Below are 18,831 nucleotides of genomic sequence, written 5' to 3' on the forward strand. Positions count from 1 at the left end.
ATTTAAAATCATTCGTCTTTTTTATTATTTGCGATAGAGGGCAAATTCCCACGATATATCTTTTCATATCATAAGAGCAATAAAAGTCGAAGCATTGAAGCTCCTAGTAGAACAACATAGTTACGATAAAAGAGGTAATTCCTAGTGAAACCTCACTTGGAATTACCCCTTCCTTTAAGTATTATCATCTCAAATTTTACAAAGCTTCAGGTTTACACTCGGGACATTTACCGTAAATCTCAAATTTATGGTTTTCAATTTCATAGTCTGGCAGCTTTTCTCCAAGCATTTCCATAGGGCAGAGATTTAGCTCCTTAACATTGCCACAATCCATACAAATAAAATGATGGTGATGATGTTCAGACTCACAATGCATACGGAAATTCCGCTCCCCTGATAACTCAGTTTCATCCAGTATTCCTAGCTTCACAAACGTTGAAAGGTTGCGATAAATCGTATCGAAACTCATACCCGGAAAATCTTTTTTCAAAACACCTAATAAATCTCGAGCAGTTAAATATTTATCTGTTGCTGCAAACATATCTAATATTAACTCCCGCTTATCTGTTTTTTTATAGCCGTTTTCTTTTAAAATTCCCCACGCTTTAGAAACGTTCACTGCGCTACCTCCCCCTGTTTTGCAGCCATTTTAAATACTAATTTCTTCACTAGGATAACAAGTAATAAAATTAAGATAGAAGTAACGACAATCGTACCACCAGGTGCTAAATCTAAATAGAAAGCACTAACTAAACCGATTAACACAGCCGCTTCGCCAAAGACAATTGCATAGATGATTGTTTGCTTAAAGCCCTTTGCAAGTCGCATTGCAGCAGCTACTGGTAACGTCATAAGTGATGATACAAGTAAAATACCAACGATGCGCATACTTGCAGCAATAACAAGTGCTGTAATAATCATAAATAAGAGATGAATCCAACGTGCAGGCAGACCGCTAGCTTTTGCATATTCCTCGTCAAAAGATAAAACAAAGAGTTCCTTGAAAAATATAAACAAAAAGATAGCGACAACAACAGCAATTCCTACTACTACCCATAAATCCTGACGTGATACAGCTGACACTGAACCAAATAAATAGCTCATTAAATCCGTGCTAAAGCCGCTTGCAAGCGAGATAAAGATTGCACTAATACCAATCCCACCTGACATAATAATGGGAATAGCAAGTTCTTCATAGTGCTTATATACACGTCTTAGACGCTCAATTAAAATGGAACCGCTGACAGAAGCCAGTATACCTAAGTAAATTGGATTTAGCATTGCCAAGGCTGTAACAGATTGACTGATATATAAGCTTCCCGCTATACCTGCCAGTGTCACATGTGATAAGGCATCAGCAATAAGTGAGAGCCTTCGAACGACAATAAAAACACCTAGCAGCGGTGCCAATATGCCAATAACTAGCCCAGAGAAAAAGGCATTTTGTAAAAATTCATAGTTAAATATTGCTTCAATCATTAGCCTTCTCCTTCTAGTGAATCTTTCTCACGGAATGACCGTACCAAGCATCAAGCGCATCGTGAGAAATTGTATCAAATTCATTTTTATAACCGTGGAAGTGGATAGTTTGATTTAAACATGCTACATGACTGATACGATTGGACACTGTATCCACATCGTGTGTAACAAGAATCATTGTAATTCCCTGTTCCCGATTCAATTTCGCCAGCATATCATAAAAGGACTGCACATTCTCGTGATCAATGCCGACAGTTGGTTCATCTAATATTAATAGCTTCGGTTCACTAACTAATGCCCTTGCAATAAAGACACGTTGCTGTTGCCCACCAGATAACTCTCCAATATTACGATTCATAAATGCTTCCATTCCAACAGCTTTTAATGCTTCTAAGACGTTTTCCTTTGCATCTCGTCCAGGTCTTTTAAATAAGCCTAATTTTTTGGATAATCCACTTTTCACAACCTCTTGTACGGTTGCTGGAAACCCTGAATTGAAGGCATTCGATTTTTGTGACACATACCCAATCCATTCACGATGCTTAAAAGTTGTACTTGGTTCACCAAATAGTTTAATTTCTCCAGACATTGGTTTTAGTAACCCTAAAATAATTTTTAATAATGTAGATTTCCCAGAACCGTTCGGACCTAGAAGTGCTAAAAAATCTCCCTCTTCCACTCGGAAAGAGATATTTTTTAATACTTGTGTATAGTCATATTGAAATGACACGTTTTCAATATCAATTAATGATTCTTTCATGTATGTTCTCTTCTTTCTAATTCAAAATCATTACGATTTAACAAGTTGTAAGTATAAATGAAAGTACAGTTTTTGTAAAGAAAATAAGATCATCATAACGTGTGGTTGATTTTTCGTTCCTACTGGGCGCGTCAGTCTCCACTCCAATCAACTTATATCCATGGCATACGTTTTAACAAATGGTATCCACAACTTTTGGTGATGGCCAGAAAATAAGATTTTATTGTGAAGGATTTCATAGCTGTCACGACGTTCACAAGAATGATTTTGTTTTAAAAAATAAACAACTTTAAAAGGAGGATTAGCTTTGAGTATTCAATTTTTACAGCAATTAACACAAAGTAGTGATAAGGAAATCGTTGCGATTGCACGTTCTGAAGGGTTTGAAATTACTACTTCTGAAGTAAAAAAACTCCGGCCTTATTTGGAGCAATTCTCATTTTCATGGCTTTTTTTAGGTATTCCAAAAGATATTCTTGTAGAGGTTGAAGCTGTTTTAGGTAGAAAGCGTTCCAGACAACTAATTGCATTGTTTACGAAATAATCAATTTCATCTTTGTGTACTTATAGCTGACATTGCACTTTAGCTACAATTACTTTTACTAAATAAAAATAAAATAAGCCTGAAATCAGTATTCATGCAGCTGATTTCGGGCTTATTTATTCTATCCTCTTAGAGCGTCGATTAACTCTGGTTTATACTCTCCATTACGAAGCATTTCAATTTCATGTTTATAAGGAGCCGATTTTGATTTGGCATCACTATTTAATGCGACAAATGGTGTTTCTAGGATTTTAGGAACCTCCATTAATTGCGGATGATGGACAACATACTTTAATGCATCAAAGCCAATATGACCGAAGCCAATATTTTCGTGACGGTCTTTTCCTGCACCGCGAACATTTTTAGAATCGTTGATATGCAGGACTTTGATACGGTCAACACCTATTAATTTATCAAACTCATTTAAGACGCCATCAAAATCTTCTACAATATTATAACCAGCATCATGCGTATGGCACGTATCAAAGCATACTGAAAGACGTTCATTATGTGTTACACCATCTATAATTTTCGCAAGCTCTTCGAAAGAACGACCACATTCAGTTCCTTTTCCCGCCATTGTTTCTAATGCGATTTGTACCGGGTAATCCTGTGACAGTACTTCATTTAAACCTTCAATAATTTTGGCAATCCCTGCGTCTGCTCCCGCGCCAACATGGGCACCCGGATGCAACACAATTTGTGTTGCTTCCAACGCCGCTGTTCGTTCGATTTCAGTTTGTAAAAAATCTACACCTAGACGGAAAGTTTCAGGTTTTTCTGTGTTTGCAATATTAATAATGTATGGAGCATGAACAACAATATTTGTCATGCCATGCTCTTTCATGTGTAGTAAACCGTTCATAATATTAAGGTCAGCAATTGGCTTACGACGAGTGTTTTGAGGTGCTCCTGTATAAATCATAAAGGTATTTGCCCCATACGAAAGAGCCTCTTTACTTGACCCGAGCAGCATTTCTTTTCCACTCATTGAAACATGTGATCCAAGTAGCATTTGAAAGCCTCCTTATTTTTTACCGCGAGCTTTTAAGCGACGTTCACGCTTTTTAATTTTGTCCATTTCCCATTTCATATTACGTTTATAGCCTGGTTTTACTTTTTTCGGCTTACGTACTAATGATTTAGCTTTTGCATCGATTTCATTTTCATGCTTCACACGATTTTTACGTGCATGACGCTCTTTTAATTCAGACCATTCGCCATTTTTCACGTCTTTTTGAACAAATGGAATACCCATTTTCTCAACACGTACTACTGCATCTTCATCTGATGGCTCAAATAATGTGATAGCAGTTCCTTTATTACCTGCACGGGCTGTACGTCCCACACGATGAACAAAGAATTCTAAGTCCTCTGGAATTTCGTAGTTAATGACATGTGAAATCCCTTGAATATCGATACCACGCGCTGCAAGATCTGTTGCAACGATATATTGATAATCCAAATCTCGAATTTGCTTCATCATCTTCTTACGATCACGCGGACTTAAATCACCATGTATTTGACCACAGCGAATCCCGTTTTCATTTAAGTAGCCTGCAACATGCTCTGCAGTTTTACGTGTGTTAGTGAAAATGACAGCTAAAAATGGATTGATCCCTTCAATAACTTCCAACAAACGTTTGTTACGTGATTTCGAACGCACTGGTACAAGCACAAAGTCAATTCCTTCTGCGACCGGACGTTTATCGTTCATATGGATATGAACAGGTGCTTCCATATATTTTTTTAAGAAAGGCTGAAGCTTTTCTGGAATTGTTGCTGAGAATACAAACATTTCAAGGTTTTCTGGCATTTGGGAAGCAAAACCATCGATTTCCTCTATAAAGCCCATATCGAAGGCTAAATCTGCCTCATCGACAACTAAAATTGGCGCCGTATGCACAAATAACGCTTGCGCTGAAACGAGATCACGAATACGTCCTGGCGTTCCGACAACAATTTGTGGTTGTGTTTTTAACTTATCAATGGAGCGTTGTTTGTCCGTACCTCCAATAAATAATTTCGCTTGAATTGTTGTTCCTTCTATTAATTGATTTAACGCATCAAAAATTTGTTGTGCAAGCTCACGTGTAGGTGACGTAATAACAGCTTGTACTTCCTGCTTATCAGCATTAATTCGTTGCACTATTGGAATTAAAAAACTATGTGTTTTTCCTGTTCCTGTATGCGCTTGTCCGATTGCACTTTTTCCTTTTAATAATAGCGGAATGATTTCCTTTTGAATCGGCGTTGGTTCTGTAAAGCCAAGTTCTGCAATTGCGTCCTGCAAAAATGGCTGAAAATTATAATCAGTATATTTTGACATAATTCGTTCCTCCTAACATCTTTCACATTGTATCATGATTCAACTTTTAGGTATATTCAGGTGTGTTAATTAAGCGTTTTATCCACCCTAATTGAAAGGCTCTGATAACCGCTGGGCTACTTGTCTTCCCACTGAGTCGAGTAGCCCAACTACAATGGACTACATAAGCAAAATATCAACAAAAAAAATTTTATCAGTCAATAATAAATCTATATTTTCCTAATCAACACGCATGAGGTATATTAACGTCCTATTATCTAAAGCATGAACATAATTTTTAATTTTTATCATGGCTGTAGCAAAGCCCTTATCAAAGTTACTCGAAATACTGTGAATATGCAATAAAAATTGCACTCAGACCTGTAAACAAACGCTACTCCTAATTGCATAAAGCTGTAAGGTAATTTAATTGTAAGACCTTGATATTCCTATTTTTTGAGGAGATTTTCTCTATGGTGAGCTACCATAATAATTTAGTCTAGATATTTTTAGTATGTTAATTTTAATACTATTTTGATTCAGTTTGGTACTCGTACTAATGATGAAGAACCGTTGATTTTTCGCTGAGGGCGGCGACTCTTACGGAAATCAGCCACTTGGAGTAAAAATTAACCTTTGTTTTTTGAGACACTTTATCAGGTGTGCTTTTTAAAAATAGGTGTATTTTTGAGGTGAATTAAAGTTGGGCGATAAGTTTGAAAATTAGGGCGACAAATCTTAGAATTGTTCCGATATATCTCGAAAAGGTTCCGATAAATCTTAAAATTGTTCCGATAAAAGGGTTTTTTGTTTCTATTTCGCTAATATATTCCCAATTTTAACTGATTGTAGCGTAGGGTTACTCGAATTAATTCAAATGTATAAAAATGGTTAATCAACACATAAGACACTTATTTTATATTTATTATTTTGTCGACAAGCTGAACCCACCTAATGCTGTTAGAAGGAGCTATGAATAAGTATTTTTTATGTCAATTCATTGTTAACTAATGCCTTACAGAATTACCATATGTTACGATAAAGATGTAAGATACTAGAGGAGGTTGACTTATCATGAAAGCAGCAAGATGGTATAAAGCAAAAGACATCCGTGTAGAAAACATTGAAGAACCAGTAATCGCACCTGGAAAAGTAAAAATTAAAGTACATTGGACAGGGATTTGTGGTAGTGATTTACATGAATATGCAGCTGGCCCAATATTCATTCCAGTGGAACAACCTCACTATGTAAGTAAAGATATTGCGCCAATTGTTATGGGCCATGAGTTTTCTGGTGAAGTAGTAGAAATTGGCGAAGGTGTTTCAAAGGTACAAGTTGGAGATCCTGTCGTTGTAGAACCTATTCTTGCATGTGGCGAATGTGCCGCTTGTAAAAAAGGAAAATATAATATTTGTAAGCATTTAGGATTCCACGGTCTTTCTGGCGGTGGCGGAGGTTTCTCTGAATATACAATGGTAGATGAAAAAATGGTACACAAAATGCCCGAGGGTCTTTCCTATGAACAAGGTGCACTTGTTGAACCAGCGGCAGTAGCATTACATGCAGTTCGTCAAAGTAAACTAAAAGCTGGTGATACAGCAGCTGTCTTTGGTACTGGGCCAATCGGTCTTCTAGTTATCGAGGCATTGCGAGCAGCTGGAGCAGCGGAAATTTATGCGGTAGAACTTTCAGCAGAGCGTGCTGCTAAAGCATTAGAGCTTGGCGCTACAGCTGTTATTAACCCTAAAGATGAGGATGCAGTAGCTCGTCTACATGAATTAACAAATGGTGGCGTAGATGTTGCATTTGAAGTTACAGGTGTTCCTGTTGTATTGCAGCAAGCGATTGATTCAACAACATTTGAAGGTGAAACAATTATCGTTTCTATTTGGGAAACAGACGCTTCTATTCTACCTAATAATATCGTACTATCAGAGCGTTCTGTAAAAGGTATTATTGCTTATCGCGATATTTTCCCAGCAGTTATGGAATTAATGAAACAAGGCTACTTCCCTGCTGAAAAACTTGTGACAAAACGAATTGCTCTTGAGGAAGTCGTAACAGAAGGCTTTGAAGTACTAATGAAAGAGCGAAACCATATTAAAATTCTTGTAAATTCACAAGCTTAATATATAGTGAAACAGGTAGAGAAAATAGTTTCTCTACCTGTTTTTGATTTGTTAAAATTTGTTTCCCCTATATTGTTCATTCTCATAACGTAGGGTTGATTTCCGTTCCGACTAGGCGCTTTGTTGCTGCTACGTTAACACTACGCTTTCGCACAGAGCAAAGCTTCCTGGGGGCTTCCGAGGAGTCGCCCAGTCGTAATGAAGATCAATTTTTCATGGCATACGTTTTAGCATAAGTCCCATCCCAACTTTTATTGATGAGCCTCTTTTCCCTCCATTTTTTTCATAATATCCAAATTAGCCATAAGGAAGTTCACCTTACTTTCTCCAAAAATCCCCAACGAACGTTTTTCTGTATTTGCTTCTATAATTTTTTCAATCTCATCCTTCGAAAGCCCACTTGCTTGGGCAATACGTTCGACTTGTATTTCTGCAGCCTTCACACTGATATGTGGATCCAATCCTGAACCTGAAGCGGTCATTAAATCAGCAGGTATATCTTGTCGTTTTACGGATGGGTTTGCTAGTAAAAACTTCTCGATATCTGCTTCTATCCGTTTTTTCAATTCTGGATTAGATGGTGCATAGTTAAACGTTCCAGAGCTTACACCACTATAATTCACCCGCCCCTTTTCGTCTGGTATCGTATCCTCTTTCATATAAACATTATAGTTAACAGATGAGACACGCCCCCAGAAATATTCTGGTGCCGTAAAAGCTTGACCGATTAATTCTGAGCCGACAGCTTCACCATCCGTCTCTATTAAACTACCATTTGCTTTATGATGAAATAACCCTTGGGCTAATGCAGTCACTGCAAATGGGTATATAAAACCACATAAAACAAACATAGTTAGTGTGATGAGTATTGCTTGCTTTGAGTTCTCAAAAAATTTTCGCATGTAGCTTCCTCCTATAACCCAAACGTATGGAATAGTGGCCCAACTAATAGATCAATCAACTTAATACCAATAAAGGGAGCAATAATACCGCCTACGCCATAAACAAGTAAATTTTTATTTAATAATTTTGCAGCACTCATCGGCTTATACTTGACGCCTTTCATTGCAATTGGTATTAACAATGGAATAATGACCGCATTAAAAATTAAAGCAGAAATGATCGCACTTGTAGGTGAATTGAGATTCATAATGTTTAATGCACTCATCTCAGGTACAGCAACCATTAACATAGCTGGGATAATGGCAAAGTATTTTGCGATATCGTTTGCAATACTAAATGTTGTTAAGGCACCTCGAGTCATCAGCAATTGCTTCCCAATTTCTACAACTTCAATAATTTTAGTTGGATTTGAATCTAAGTCGACCATATTAGCAGCTTCCTTCGCTGCATTCGTTCCTGAATTCATGGCAAGCCCTACATTCGCCTGTGCCAGTGCTGGCGCATCATTCGTGCCGTCACCAGTCATAGCTACAACTTTACCTTGTGCTTGCTCATCTTTAATAACTTGAATTTTATCTTCTGGCTTACTTTCTGCAATAAAGCTATCTACTCCAGCTTCCTTTGCGATAGCTGCTGCAGTTAGCGGATTATCTCCTGTACACATGATTGTTTTAATACCCATTGCTCGAAGCTGATCAAAGCGGTCCTTGAGTCCAGCCTTTACGACATCCTTTAAATAAATAACACCTAAAATTTTATCGTTTAACGCTACTACAAGCGGTGTTCCACCAACAGAAGATACTTGCTGAATCAGCTGTTCCATATTTGTAGGAATGCCATGACCTGCATTCATACTTTCTTTTTTTATTGTATCGTAGGCTCCTTTTCGAATTTTTGTACCATCCTTCATATCCAATCCGCTCATGCGTGTCTGTGCGGTAAATGGAATATGTTCGCTTGACTTGATAATGTTTTCTTCGTCGTCAGTATTCACTCCTAATTCACAAGCAAGTGACAAAATTGATTTTCCTTCAGGTGTATCATCTGTTAAAGAACTAAGCCATGCAACTTGAATCAAATCTTTACTTTCCACCCCTTTTACTGGGAGAAATTCAGCTGCCATGCGATTGCCATAAGTAATCGTTCCAGTTTTATCTAATATTAAAGTATCCACGTCTCCACACGCCTCTACGGCTCTTCCAGACATCGCAATAACGTTAAACTGTGTAACCCTATCCATTCCTGCAATACCGATTGCCGACAATAATCCTCCTATTGTTGTAGGAATTAAACAAACTGTCAGGGCTATTAATGTTGCGATAGAAATCGGAACATTTAAATAAGTTGTCATTGGATAGAGTGTCACAACAACTAATAAGAAAATAATTGTTAAGCTTACTAAAAGTGTGTTGAGCGCTACCTCATTTGGCGTTTTTTTACGACTGGCTCCCTCGATGAGCGTAATCATTTTATCTAAAAACGATTCCCCTGGCATCGAAGTAATTTCGATCATCAGCCAATCACTCGTAACCGTCGTGCCACCTGTCACTGATGAAAAATCACCACCTCGCTCCTTTACAACAGGAGCAGATTCACCCGTTATTGCCGATTCATCTACTGTTGCAATCCCATCTCTGACTTCCCCGTCATTTGGAATAACCTCTCCTGCTTGAACTAAAACGATATCGCCCTTTTTTAACTCATGTGCCTGTTTAAGTATTTCAGAACCATCACTAAGCAAAACACGAGCCTGTGTCACTGTTTTCGTCTTTTTTAAAGTTTGAACCTGTGCCTTCCCCCGTCCTTCTGCAATCGACTCGGCAAAATTAGCAAATAGAATGGTAACAAAAAGAATGACAGCGACAATCGCATTATACAATCGGTCATGTTCTCCAACCTCGTTACCAAATATATTCGGAAAAAGTGTTAATAACAGTACGAACATAAACCCTATTTCTACTACAAACATAACAGGATTTTTCACCATATATGCTGGGCTAAACTTCTTTAAAGCGTCTATCATAGAGCTTTTAAACATAGTGCCCGTAATAAAACTTTTTCTTGCTGTTTCCATAAGTGTCTCTCCTTATTAAAAATCAATTTCGCCTTGGCGTAATTGTAGCTGACGCTTTGCTTTCGCTGCAGATAAACAATGCGTCCGGATTTTGAATTGTGCACGCACATTTATTCCTTTCAAATTCATCTCACCACATTAAAGGTAGGAGTCTTAAGCTGAATGAAGATAAAGTTGTAAGTGCTCTGTAATTGGCCCAAGTGCTAATGCTGGTAAAAACGTAAGAGCACCAATCATTAAAACGATAGCAACAAGTAAAAATGTAAAAATTGTATTATCTGTTTTCAATGTGCCCACCGAATCACTATGAAACATTTTTTTAGCAAGTAAAGACGCTATGGCTAGTTGAATAATGATCGTCAAATACCGTCCAAAGAACATGGCAAGTCCTGTCGTCACATTCCAAAATGTTGAGTTGTCAGCTAGTCCTTCAAAACCTGAGCCGTTGTTCGCAGAGGCCGATGCAAATTCATATAAAACTTGGGATAAACCATGTGCACCTGGATTCGTTATACCCGCTACCCCTGCTGTTGTTGTAACTGCAAGTGCTGAAAATAGTAGGATAATAGCAGGGTGGATTAAGATACAAAGAGCAATTAATTTCATTTCCTTTTCCTCAATTTTCTTGCCTAAAAACTGAGGTGTTCGACCAATCATTAAACAGGCGATGAAAATCGTCAGTAGCACATACATCATCATGTTCATCAGGCCGACTCCTTTGCCTCCGAACACAACATTCAGCATCATATTAAACATTGGGATAAGACCACCAAGCGGTGTTAATGTATCATGCATATTGTTAACAGATCCCGTTGTAAAAGCAGTAGTCACTGTTGTAAACAACGCTGATTGAGCTACCCCAAAGCGCATCTCTTTTCCTTCCATACTTCCAAGCTCCTGCGAAATTCCGAGCTCACTAATGATTGGATTACCCGCTCTCTCAGCCACATACACAGTCACCAATCCGACTAGAAACAGCACACTCATCGCCACAAAAATGGATAGACCTTGTTTGCCGAATATCGTTTTCTCTTTTCTATGTGCGACCATTAAACTAAATGCAACTACACAAGCACCAGGTAATAACATCATAGATAGCATTTCCACAATATTAGAAATGACCGTTGGATTTTCAAAAGGCGTCGTTGAATTCGCTCCATTAAAACCACCACCATTAGTGCCTATATGCTTAATGGATTCAAGAGAAGCTACAGGCCCAAGTGCAATATCTTGAACTTTACCTTCTATTGTTTGAACAGTTTGATTCGCACTTAAGGTTTGCGGAGAACCTTGAGATACTAAAATAATGGCAACAACAATAGATAAAGGCATTAACACACGTGTAATAACACGAACAAAATCTATAAAGAAATTCCCTATAGTATCAGTTTTAGCAACAAGGCGGCGGCAGAACGCCATACAAGCGGCATATCCAGTAGCTGCAGATGTAAACATCATAAAGATAATGATTAACATTTGTGATAAATAGCTAAGTCCTGATTCGCCACTATAATGTTGAAGATTCGTATTCGTCATAAATGAAATAATGGTATTAAACGAAAGTGTTGCTTCCATATTGTCAATATTATTTGGATTTAAAAACAGCATAGCTTGAATGCGCAATAGAATATATCCAATAAAAACCATAAAAGCATTCGACAAAATTAATGAAAGTACATACTGTTTACCAGTCATATCCACTTGCTTAATGCCACTTAATTTATAAATAACGGCATCAAATCTATCCATTATTGGATCAAGCCATGTTTTTTGTTGCATTGTCACCCGAAATAGATAGTGCCCAGTTAAAATAACGATCGGTAAATAAATAATTAATACGATGGCAATTTGCCACATACCGCAATACCTCCTACTAGCCTATTAATAGTTTTCAGGATAAAGTAATGCATACCCTAGATAACCGAAAAGGAACACAAGTACAATCCCCATAATAATCCACATTTTTATTCCCCCTAATGTGTTGATTAACCATTTTTACCCACTCTACTTATTTAGAAGGCTCTGATTTCCGCTACGGGCTACTCTTTTTGTCGCTGACGCTTCGCTTTCGCACAGAAAACATTCGCTCCGTGCAGGGTCTCGCTTTCCCGCGGGAGTCGAGTAGCCCTACGCTACAATCAGTTAAAATGGGTTTACATGAGCAAAATATCAACAATAACATTCTTTTATCAGCCAATAATTAAACCTACATTTTCTTAATCAATACGCCTGTTATTCCCCCTTACTTCTCTTCGACTAGCTTAAAGCACCATGCGGTTAACGCATAAAGACACGCAAAGCTTATGATGAGTACGCCAGTCATATAAAAGTCCATCAATTCGAAACACCCCTTCTCTCTTTTGGATGCTCTCATCATACTGACTTTCAAATTAATGTAGTGTTAGGAAATCGTTTTTTCTATTAAGAAACTATAAAGAGAGAAAATCTTAATACTTTCTTAATGGAAGATAGCGCTATAATACAAATGAGGTGAAAGAGGATGGAAAATACACGTCCAACTCCAGAGACGTTTTTAGCGAGGCTTCAACAGGAAGAACAATTTGTAGGGAAGTTAAAGATTTTTCTTGGTTATGCTGCTGGAGTAGGTAAAACTTATGCAATGCTAGATGCAGCACATCAAGCACAAAAACTTGGTAAAGATGTGGTAGTTGGCTATGTAGAACCACATCCTCGTCCAGATACGTTAGCTTTACTTGAGGGACTTGAACAAATCCCTACGAAAAAAATAATTTATAAGGGTAAACCTTTTCAGGAATTAGATATTGATGAAGTACTGAAGCGTAAACCGGAAATTGTCCTTATTGATGAATTGGCACACACTAATGTTCCAACGATGCGTCACAAGAAACGTTTTGGAGATGTAGAGGAATTACTTGCAAAGGGCATTCATGTCTATACAACAGTAAACATTCAACATATTGAAAGTCTACACGATATTGTAGAGGAAATAACCGGAATAAAAGTACGGGAGCGTATTCCAGATTATTTAATTGATCAAGCTGCACAAATAAAAATTGTCGATATTGAACCAGATGAGTTAATTCAGCGCCTACAAGAAGGTAAAATTTATGTAAAACAACAAGCTGAAAAAGCAGTGCAATCTTTTTTTCGCAAACAGAATTTAGTATCACTTCGAGAAATTGCACTACGAAGAGCTGCAGATACGATTAACTATAAGCAGGTAAACAGCAGTGAATCTATGAAAAATCCTGTACAAATCGAAGAGCATTTACTTGTTGGTATTAGTAGCTCTCCCACTAATGCTAAGGTTATTCGAACTGCCGCTCGACTTGCACAGGCATTACATGGAAAATTCACCGCTCTTTATGTACAAAACGTACAGGAGCATAATAAAAATAACGCAAATTCAGAACGACTTCAGCAACATCTGAAACTTGTTGAACAGCTTGGCGGCCATGTCGTAATAGTTCAAGAAGATGATGTAGCTGCTGCCCTTGCCAACTATGCACAAATTAGTGGTGTCACCAAATTAGTCATCGGTAGAACTAGTATGAGAAAAAAATGGTGGCGACCAAGTACAAAAATTAGTGATCGGCTCAACGAATTTGTACCGAATTTAGCAATTCACATAGTGCCTGATCAGGAAAACGAACAATTCTACTTCCCTACTGTAAAAAATAAGTTGTCATTTGAATGGCTTGACTTATTAAAAATGGCTATAGTATTTGGCATCGTCTCAGTTGTTGGGCTATATTTTTACAGAATTGGTGTAAGCGACTCGAACATCATCACTATCTACATTTTAGGTGTCTTAATTCTTGCCATTTGGTCATCAGGATGGATGATGAGCATTATTAGCTCCATCATAGCCGTACTGCTTTTTAATTACTTTTTTACAGAACCACGTTTTTCATTTAACGCCTATCATCGCGACTATCCGATGACCTTTGTTATCATGTTCCTTTCAGGAGTGATTACAAGTAGCTTAACAAAAAAAATAAAGGAGCAAACCATTGTAGCTGTTCGTAAATCTTATCGAATGGAAGTGCTCCTTGATACGAATCGCAGGCTTCAACATGCTAAATCGATAGAAGAAATTATTACGGAAGGCATGTCACAAATCGTTAAGTTAGTAGAAAGACCCGTACAATTTTTTGAAATAGAAAATAATTTAATTGAGAACTCATTTTTTTTCCGAGCTGAGAGCATATCTAGTATTGAAAATAATAAAATAGCTTCCTTCTTTGAGAATCCGAATGAACATGGTGTAGTAAGCTGGGTTATCAATAATAAGCATGTAGCAGGTGTGTCCACTGATATATTTCCCGAAGTGAATGCCTACTACGTACCGGTTATTTCAAACGGGCGTGTTAAGGGCGTGATTGGTATTGCACTGTCAAAGCAATCACCGTTACCTGCATTTGAACGAAATATTTTGCATGCCATTATCAATGATTTTTCATTCGCACTTGATAAATGGTATTTACAAAAACTCAATGAAGAAGTAGCTAGAGAAGCTGAGATGGAACAAATACGAGCAAACCTTTTGCGTGCAGTTTCTCATGATTTAAGAACACCGCTAACTGCTATTTCTGGTAATGCAGATATATTACTATCAAATGCATCCCAAATTCGAGAGGATGAAAAAAGCAGAATATATGAGGATATTTATAAAAATTCCAAATGGCTTGTACAAATGGTTGAAAACTTACTTGCTGTGTCTAAGTTAGAAGATGGACAATTTGCTTTAGAGTTACAAATGGAACTAGTAGAAGAAATTATTCAAGAGGCACTAACACATGTCGTTCGTCTAAATAATACCCATGAAATAACCTATCAAATTGAACCTGAATTTGTATTTGCTTTAATGGATGCGCGACTTATTATTCAAGTTCTCATTAATATTATTGATAATGCATTGACCTATACACCATCAGGTAGTGTTATTACTATACGGGTAAAAGAATCTGAACATTTAGTACACTTCAGCATTTCTGATGATGGACCTGGTATTGATGATGCTATAAAAGGAAGCCTTTTTGAGCCATTTACAACTGGAAAAGTACAGCGTAGTGATAGTCGAAGAGGCCTGGGTTTAGGCTTGGCTCTATGTCAAACTATTTTAAAATTACATGGGAGCGAAATAACAGTTTCAGATAATAAACCAAACGGAACGATTTTTAATTTTTCACTGAAAAAAAGCTCTTTACCAAAAGTTAAGGATGACATTTATTAAATTGGGCGACTTCTTGGGATCAACGTCATAGGCGGGATTCTGATCAGCCCTCCTTTGTAATCGCCTATTAGGAACAGAAATAACTCCCATCCATGTTATGGGAAAGAGCCGAAAAAGGAGTAATGAAATTCGATGAATAAACGAATTCTAGTAGTAGAAGACGATATAGCCATTGGCAATTTAATTAAAATGACATTAGCTACTCAGCAGTATGAATTCGACATTGCACGAGATGGTAATAGTGCTCTACAAAAGGCTCTTGCCATGAACCCAGACGTATTTATATTGGATTTAGGACTACCGGACATAGACGGTGTAGAGCTCATAACGAAAATTAGAAGCTGGACTCAAACACCTATTATCGTAGTTAGTGCACGTGGCGAAGAGCACGATAAAATCAATGCTTTAGATGCTGGAGCAGACGATTATGTTACAAAGCCTTTCAGCGTTGAAGAGCTTTTAGCCCGAATTCGAGTAGCTTTGAGAAGAATGTCGTTCGAGCATCAGCTAGAAAACGAACCCTCTGTCTTTGTAAATGGTCATTTACAAATAAACTACGCGGCAAATACTGTGTTTGTAAATGGTAAAGAAGTGCATTTGACCCCTATTGAGTATAAGCTCTTGGTTGTTTTATCAAAGCATGTCGGCAAAGTATTAACACATAATTTTATTTTAAAGGAAATTTGGCACAATGCACTTCAATCGGACGTTCCCAGTCTAAGAGTTTTTATGGCTACTCTTCGAAAGAAAATAGAGGACAATCCAGCTAACCCGAAGTTAATCCAGACACATGTCCGCGTTGGGTATAGAATGCTGCGTTGTCATGAAGAATAAAAGTCTTTAACTTTGCTAAATAGTATTGTTTTATATAGTAAACTTATTATTGATAGACCCGCCAAAAAGTGATAAGATTTTTCCGATAATGATTATCACTACAAGAAAGTAGGTAGATCTCATGAACCTTCATGCGGTTCAATTGGGTGAAAAAGTTAAAGTGAAAGATCTTCAGCAAATTGACACTCTTTTATGTAAACGATTAAATGCTTTCGGTATAAAGGAAGGCTGTCAAGTTTGTATGGTCCAAAAAGGATGGTTTTCTGGCGCTTGTATTTTAGAATGTCAAGGACAGAAAATCGGGCTTAGAAAAAAGGATTTAATGGATATAAAGGTCGAACAATTATGAGTAGATTAGCTTTAATAGGAAACCCCAATATCGGTAAAACATCACTGTTCAATACGTTAACAAATTCATATGAATACGTTGGCAATTGGAGTGGCGTAACCGTTGAAAAAAAGTAGGACAAGTAAAAAAACTACAAAAGGAAATTATTGATTTACCTGGTGTCTATACGCTTAACCCGATTTCAAGAGATGAAAGTGTTGTGACTTCATTTTTACTTGAAGATCAGGTAGATGGAATTTTAAATATTATTGATGCCTCTAATTTCGAACGAAATATGCAATTAACTGTAGATATACTAGAACTTAGAAAACCTGTTTTCGTTTGTTTAAATATGATAGACGTTGCAAAAAAGAAAGGCATTTCAATTGATGTCGAGAAATTACAGCGTTCTTTGGGAGTACCTGTTATTCCAATAAGTGCTCGTACTGGGAAAGGTGTTGAAGGTATTTATGCCGCGATTCAAGACTCAGATCGTACCCAACAACATTTTACATTAACCTATGATGACCTACTTGAAGAAGGTATCGCAAAAATTGAAGCATTATTACAGCATATACCTGAGGAACAAAAAAGATGGTGTACTATTCAATTTTTATTAGGGAATGAAGCTGTTGATGCTTATTTGAAAGATAATGAATATTTTGAACAGCTAGCTGCAGTACGTGATGCTTTAGAGAAGCAAATAGGTGAACCATTAAATAAAGCTATTGCTAAAAAGCGTGATTTATATATTGCTAACATTTACAGCGAAGTAATCATACAAGAGAAAAGTGAAACACAATGGACAGAGAAAATTGATAAAATTCTAACACACCCGATTTTAGGTATTCCAATTTTCTTAGCACTTATGTTTTTAATGTTTCAGGCAACGTTTGCATGGATTGGTACCCCGATATCTGATTATCTGGATGGATTTGTAGGCGGCCCGCTAACAGATACTGTTACGCAAGGCTTAGAAGCTATTTGGTGCATCCCCTTTTATTATTAATTTAATATGTGATGGGATCATTGCAGGGGTTGGTGGCGTCTTAGTGTTCATTCCACAAATCTTTGTACTATTTTTCTTTATTTCACTATTAGAAGATTCCGGGTATATGGCGAGAATTGCTGTTGTTATGGATCGCCTTATGGAATTTTTCGGCTTAAACGGCAAGGCCTTTATTCCGATGATTGTTAGCTTTGGATGTAATGTTCCGGGTGTAATGGCTGCGAGAACAATTGAACAGCCAAGAGAACGACTATTAACTATTCTTGTTGCTCCGTTTATGAGCTGTTCAGCAAGGTTACCTGTATATGCTTTGTTCGGTGCAGCATTTTTTACTGCACATCAATCCTTAGTAGTATTCTCCCTATATGTAATGGGTATAGTGGTAGCGCTTATTGTAACAAAATTATTATCGATGACGATCTTAAAAAATGAAACTTCAGTTTTTATTGTTGAATTACCAGCCTATCATGTACCACAGCTAAAAACACTTTGGCGTTCTACTTGGGAAAAAGGAAAAGGATTTTTCCGTAAAGCTGGTACTATAATCTTTGCCGGTTCCGTGATTATTTGGCTTCTTTCTTATTTAGGACCACATGGCGCTAATATCAATATGGATGATAGCTTTTTAGCAATTATTGGAGGCGCTTTCGGTGTGTTGTTTATCCCACTTGGCTTTGGAACATGGCAAGCCGGTGCATCCCTAATTGCTGGATTCCTGGCAAAAGAAGTGATTGTTTCAACGATGGCGATTATTTATGGCGTAAGTGAAGGTGTCTTATCATCTACAATGACAACTCATTTTACAGCTTTAAGTGCTTATACATTCTTGGCCTTTGTTTTACTGTACATGCCTTGTTTAGCCACAGTAGGTGCAATAAAAAGAGAAACACAGTCTGTGAAATGGACATTATTCGCAACTATCTATCCATTTGTTGTAGCATATCTAATTGCACTTATGATTTATGGTATTGGGAATTTATTGATGTGGGGTGTATAGAATGTCTTTATTAATTAATATCTTACTCGGTAGCATTATATTTGGCTATGCTGGTATTACCTTATATAAGAGCATTAAGAAGCAGAAGAAGGGCAAGTGCGCATCATGCTCATTACAGAAAAGTTGTTCCTCTAACGTTTGTGCCCCTCCTTCTCAACTGAAAGATTTTACTACTAAATAAATAGAGCGAGGTATTTCCAAACTGTTATTTCGTTGGAGATTACCTCGCTTTTTTGTGCACTTTTAG

14 protein-coding genes and 1 pseudogene are annotated in these 18,831 nt (G+C 37.3%); 7 read left to right on the forward strand and 8 right to left on the reverse strand.

All coding sequences use genetic code 11. The features are described from left to right. Positions 1–196: 196 nt before the first annotated feature. Genes AC3WSK_RS12685 through AC3WSK_RS12695 form a run of 3 tightly spaced genes read right to left on the reverse strand, consistent with a single transcriptional unit; the run spans position 197 to position 2,239 of the window. Positions 197–619: a Fur family transcriptional regulator gene (locus tag AC3WSK_RS12685; RefSeq protein WP_079563460.1), complete on the reverse strand. Its 423-nt coding sequence runs from the start codon at positions 617–619 to the stop codon at positions 197–199. After that, a complete protein-coding gene (locus tag AC3WSK_RS12690) occupies positions 616–1,479 on the reverse strand; it encodes a metal ABC transporter permease (protein WP_079563461.1) in 864 nt (287 codons plus the stop codon). The genes AC3WSK_RS12685 and AC3WSK_RS12690 overlap by 4 nt, the downstream gene beginning before the upstream one ends. A 13-nt stretch (positions 1,480–1,492) precedes the next feature. Continuing rightward, on the reverse strand, positions 1,493–2,239 hold the full coding sequence (locus AC3WSK_RS12695; RefSeq protein ID WP_079563462.1) for a metal ABC transporter ATP-binding protein: 747 nt from the start codon (positions 2,237–2,239) through the stop codon (positions 1,493–1,495). Positions 2,240–2,546: 307 nt separating this feature from the next. On the opposite strand from AC3WSK_RS12695, the gene AC3WSK_RS12700 reads away from it, so the two are divergent. Then, entirely contained in the window at positions 2,547–2,783 is a 237-nt protein-coding gene (locus tag AC3WSK_RS12700) for a Nif11 family protein (protein WP_079563463.1), read from the forward strand. A gap of 121 nt (positions 2,784–2,904) precedes the next feature. Here the strand turns inward: AC3WSK_RS12700 and AC3WSK_RS12705 are convergent, their stop codons facing one another. Both AC3WSK_RS12705 and AC3WSK_RS12710 read right to left on the reverse strand, forming a co-directional pair. Next, the gene (locus AC3WSK_RS12705) at positions 2,905–3,798 is read right to left on the reverse strand and encodes a deoxyribonuclease IV (protein ID WP_079563806.1); all 894 of its coding nucleotides are present in this window, start codon (positions 3,796–3,798) and stop codon (positions 2,905–2,907) included. A gap of 12 nt (positions 3,799–3,810) precedes the next feature. Next, positions 3,811–5,112 carry a DEAD/DEAH box helicase gene (locus AC3WSK_RS12710; RefSeq protein WP_079563807.1) on the reverse strand — a complete coding sequence of 434 codons (1,302 nt, stop codon included), beginning with the start codon at positions 5,110–5,112 and terminating at the stop codon, positions 3,811–3,813. 1,053 nt (positions 5,113–6,165) lie between these two features. Between AC3WSK_RS12710 and AC3WSK_RS12715 the strand changes: the two genes are divergently transcribed. Next, on the forward strand, positions 6,166–7,221 hold the full coding sequence (locus AC3WSK_RS12715) for a 2,3-butanediol dehydrogenase (protein WP_492413418.1): 1,056 nt from the start codon (positions 6,166–6,168) through the stop codon (positions 7,219–7,221). Positions 7,222–7,472: 251 nt separating this feature from the next. Here the strand turns inward: AC3WSK_RS12715 and kdpC are convergent, their stop codons facing one another. From kdpC to kdpA, 3 genes are all read right to left on the reverse strand, one after another. Then, entirely contained in the window at positions 7,473–8,123 is a 651-nt protein-coding gene (gene kdpC / locus AC3WSK_RS12720; RefSeq protein WP_427483605.1) for a K(+)-transporting ATPase subunit C, read from the reverse strand. Between the two features lie 11 nt (positions 8,124–8,134). Continuing rightward, entirely contained in the window at positions 8,135–10,198 is a 2,064-nt protein-coding gene (kdpB, locus tag AC3WSK_RS12725) for a potassium-transporting ATPase subunit KdpB (RefSeq protein ID WP_079563813.1), read from the reverse strand. A 153-nt stretch (positions 10,199–10,351) separates the two neighbouring features. Further along, a complete protein-coding gene (gene kdpA, locus AC3WSK_RS12730) occupies positions 10,352–12,055 on the reverse strand; it encodes a potassium-transporting ATPase subunit KdpA (protein WP_079563815.1) in 1,704 nt (567 codons plus the stop codon). A 643-nt stretch (positions 12,056–12,698) separates the two neighbouring features. Here kdpA and AC3WSK_RS12735 point away from each other — a divergent pair. From AC3WSK_RS12735 to AC3WSK_RS12755, 5 genes and pseudogenes are all read left to right on the forward strand, one after another. After that, positions 12,699–15,416, forward strand: coding sequence for an ATP-binding protein (locus AC3WSK_RS12735; protein WP_079563819.1), 2,718 nt, complete (start codon positions 12,699–12,701; stop codon positions 15,414–15,416). 132 nt (positions 15,417–15,548) lie between these two features. After that, positions 15,549–16,250, forward strand: a complete 702-nt coding sequence (locus AC3WSK_RS12740) for a response regulator transcription factor (protein ID WP_079563822.1) — start codon at positions 15,549–15,551, stop codon at positions 16,248–16,250. Positions 16,251–16,371: 121 nt separating this feature from the next. Then, complete coding sequence (locus AC3WSK_RS12745; protein ID WP_079563825.1) at positions 16,372–16,599, forward strand: FeoA family protein; 228 nt, start codon at positions 16,372–16,374, stop codon at positions 16,597–16,599. Further along, a pseudogene (gene feoB / locus AC3WSK_RS12750) lies at positions 16,596–18,584 on the forward strand (ferrous iron transport protein B). The gene AC3WSK_RS12745 and the pseudogene feoB overlap by 4 nt, the downstream one beginning before the upstream one ends. A gap of 1 nt (position 18,585) precedes the next feature. Next, a complete protein-coding gene (locus AC3WSK_RS12755) occupies positions 18,586–18,765 on the forward strand; it encodes a FeoB-associated Cys-rich membrane protein (RefSeq protein ID WP_079563830.1) in 180 nt (59 codons plus the stop codon). The last annotated feature ends 66 nt before the right edge of the window (positions 18,766–18,831 follow it).

Source organism: Lysinibacillus sp. EB271-A1-10B (assembly GCF_058791335.1).

Coding starts and splice junctions, on each gene's coding strand:
- AC3WSK_RS12690 (WP_079563461.1), bottom strand. CDS start 1,479: ATGATTGAAGCAATATTTAACTATGAATTTTTACAAAATGCCTTTTTC.
- AC3WSK_RS12695 (WP_079563462.1), bottom strand. CDS start 2,239: ATGAAAGAATCATTAATTGATATTGAAAACGTGTCATTTCAATATGAC.
- AC3WSK_RS12705 (WP_079563806.1), bottom strand. CDS start 3,798: ATGCTACTTGGATCACATGTTTCAATGAGTGGAAAAGAAATGCTGCTC.
- AC3WSK_RS12710 (WP_079563807.1), bottom strand. CDS start 5,112: ATGTCAAAATATACTGATTATAATTTTCAGCCATTTTTGCAGGACGCA.
- AC3WSK_RS12715 (WP_492413418.1), top strand. CDS start 6,166: ATGAAAGCAGCAAGATGGTATAAAGCAAAAGACATCCGTGTAGAAAAC.
- kdpC (WP_427483605.1), bottom strand. CDS start 8,123: ATGCGAAAATTTTTTGAGAACTCAAAGCAAGCAATACTCATCACACTA.
- kdpB (WP_079563813.1), bottom strand. CDS start 10,198: ATGGAAACAGCAAGAAAAAGTTTTATTACGGGCACTATGTTTAAAAGC.
- kdpA (WP_079563815.1), bottom strand. CDS start 12,055: ATGTGGCAAATTGCCATCGTATTAATTATTTATTTACCGATCGTTATT.
- AC3WSK_RS12735 (WP_079563819.1), top strand. CDS start 12,699: ATGGAAAATACACGTCCAACTCCAGAGACGTTTTTAGCGAGGCTTCAA.
- AC3WSK_RS12740 (WP_079563822.1), top strand. CDS start 15,549: ATGAATAAACGAATTCTAGTAGTAGAAGACGATATAGCCATTGGCAAT.
- AC3WSK_RS12745 (WP_079563825.1), top strand. CDS start 16,372: ATGAACCTTCATGCGGTTCAATTGGGTGAAAAAGTTAAAGTGAAAGAT.
- AC3WSK_RS12755 (WP_079563830.1), top strand. CDS start 18,586: ATGTCTTTATTAATTAATATCTTACTCGGTAGCATTATATTTGGCTAT.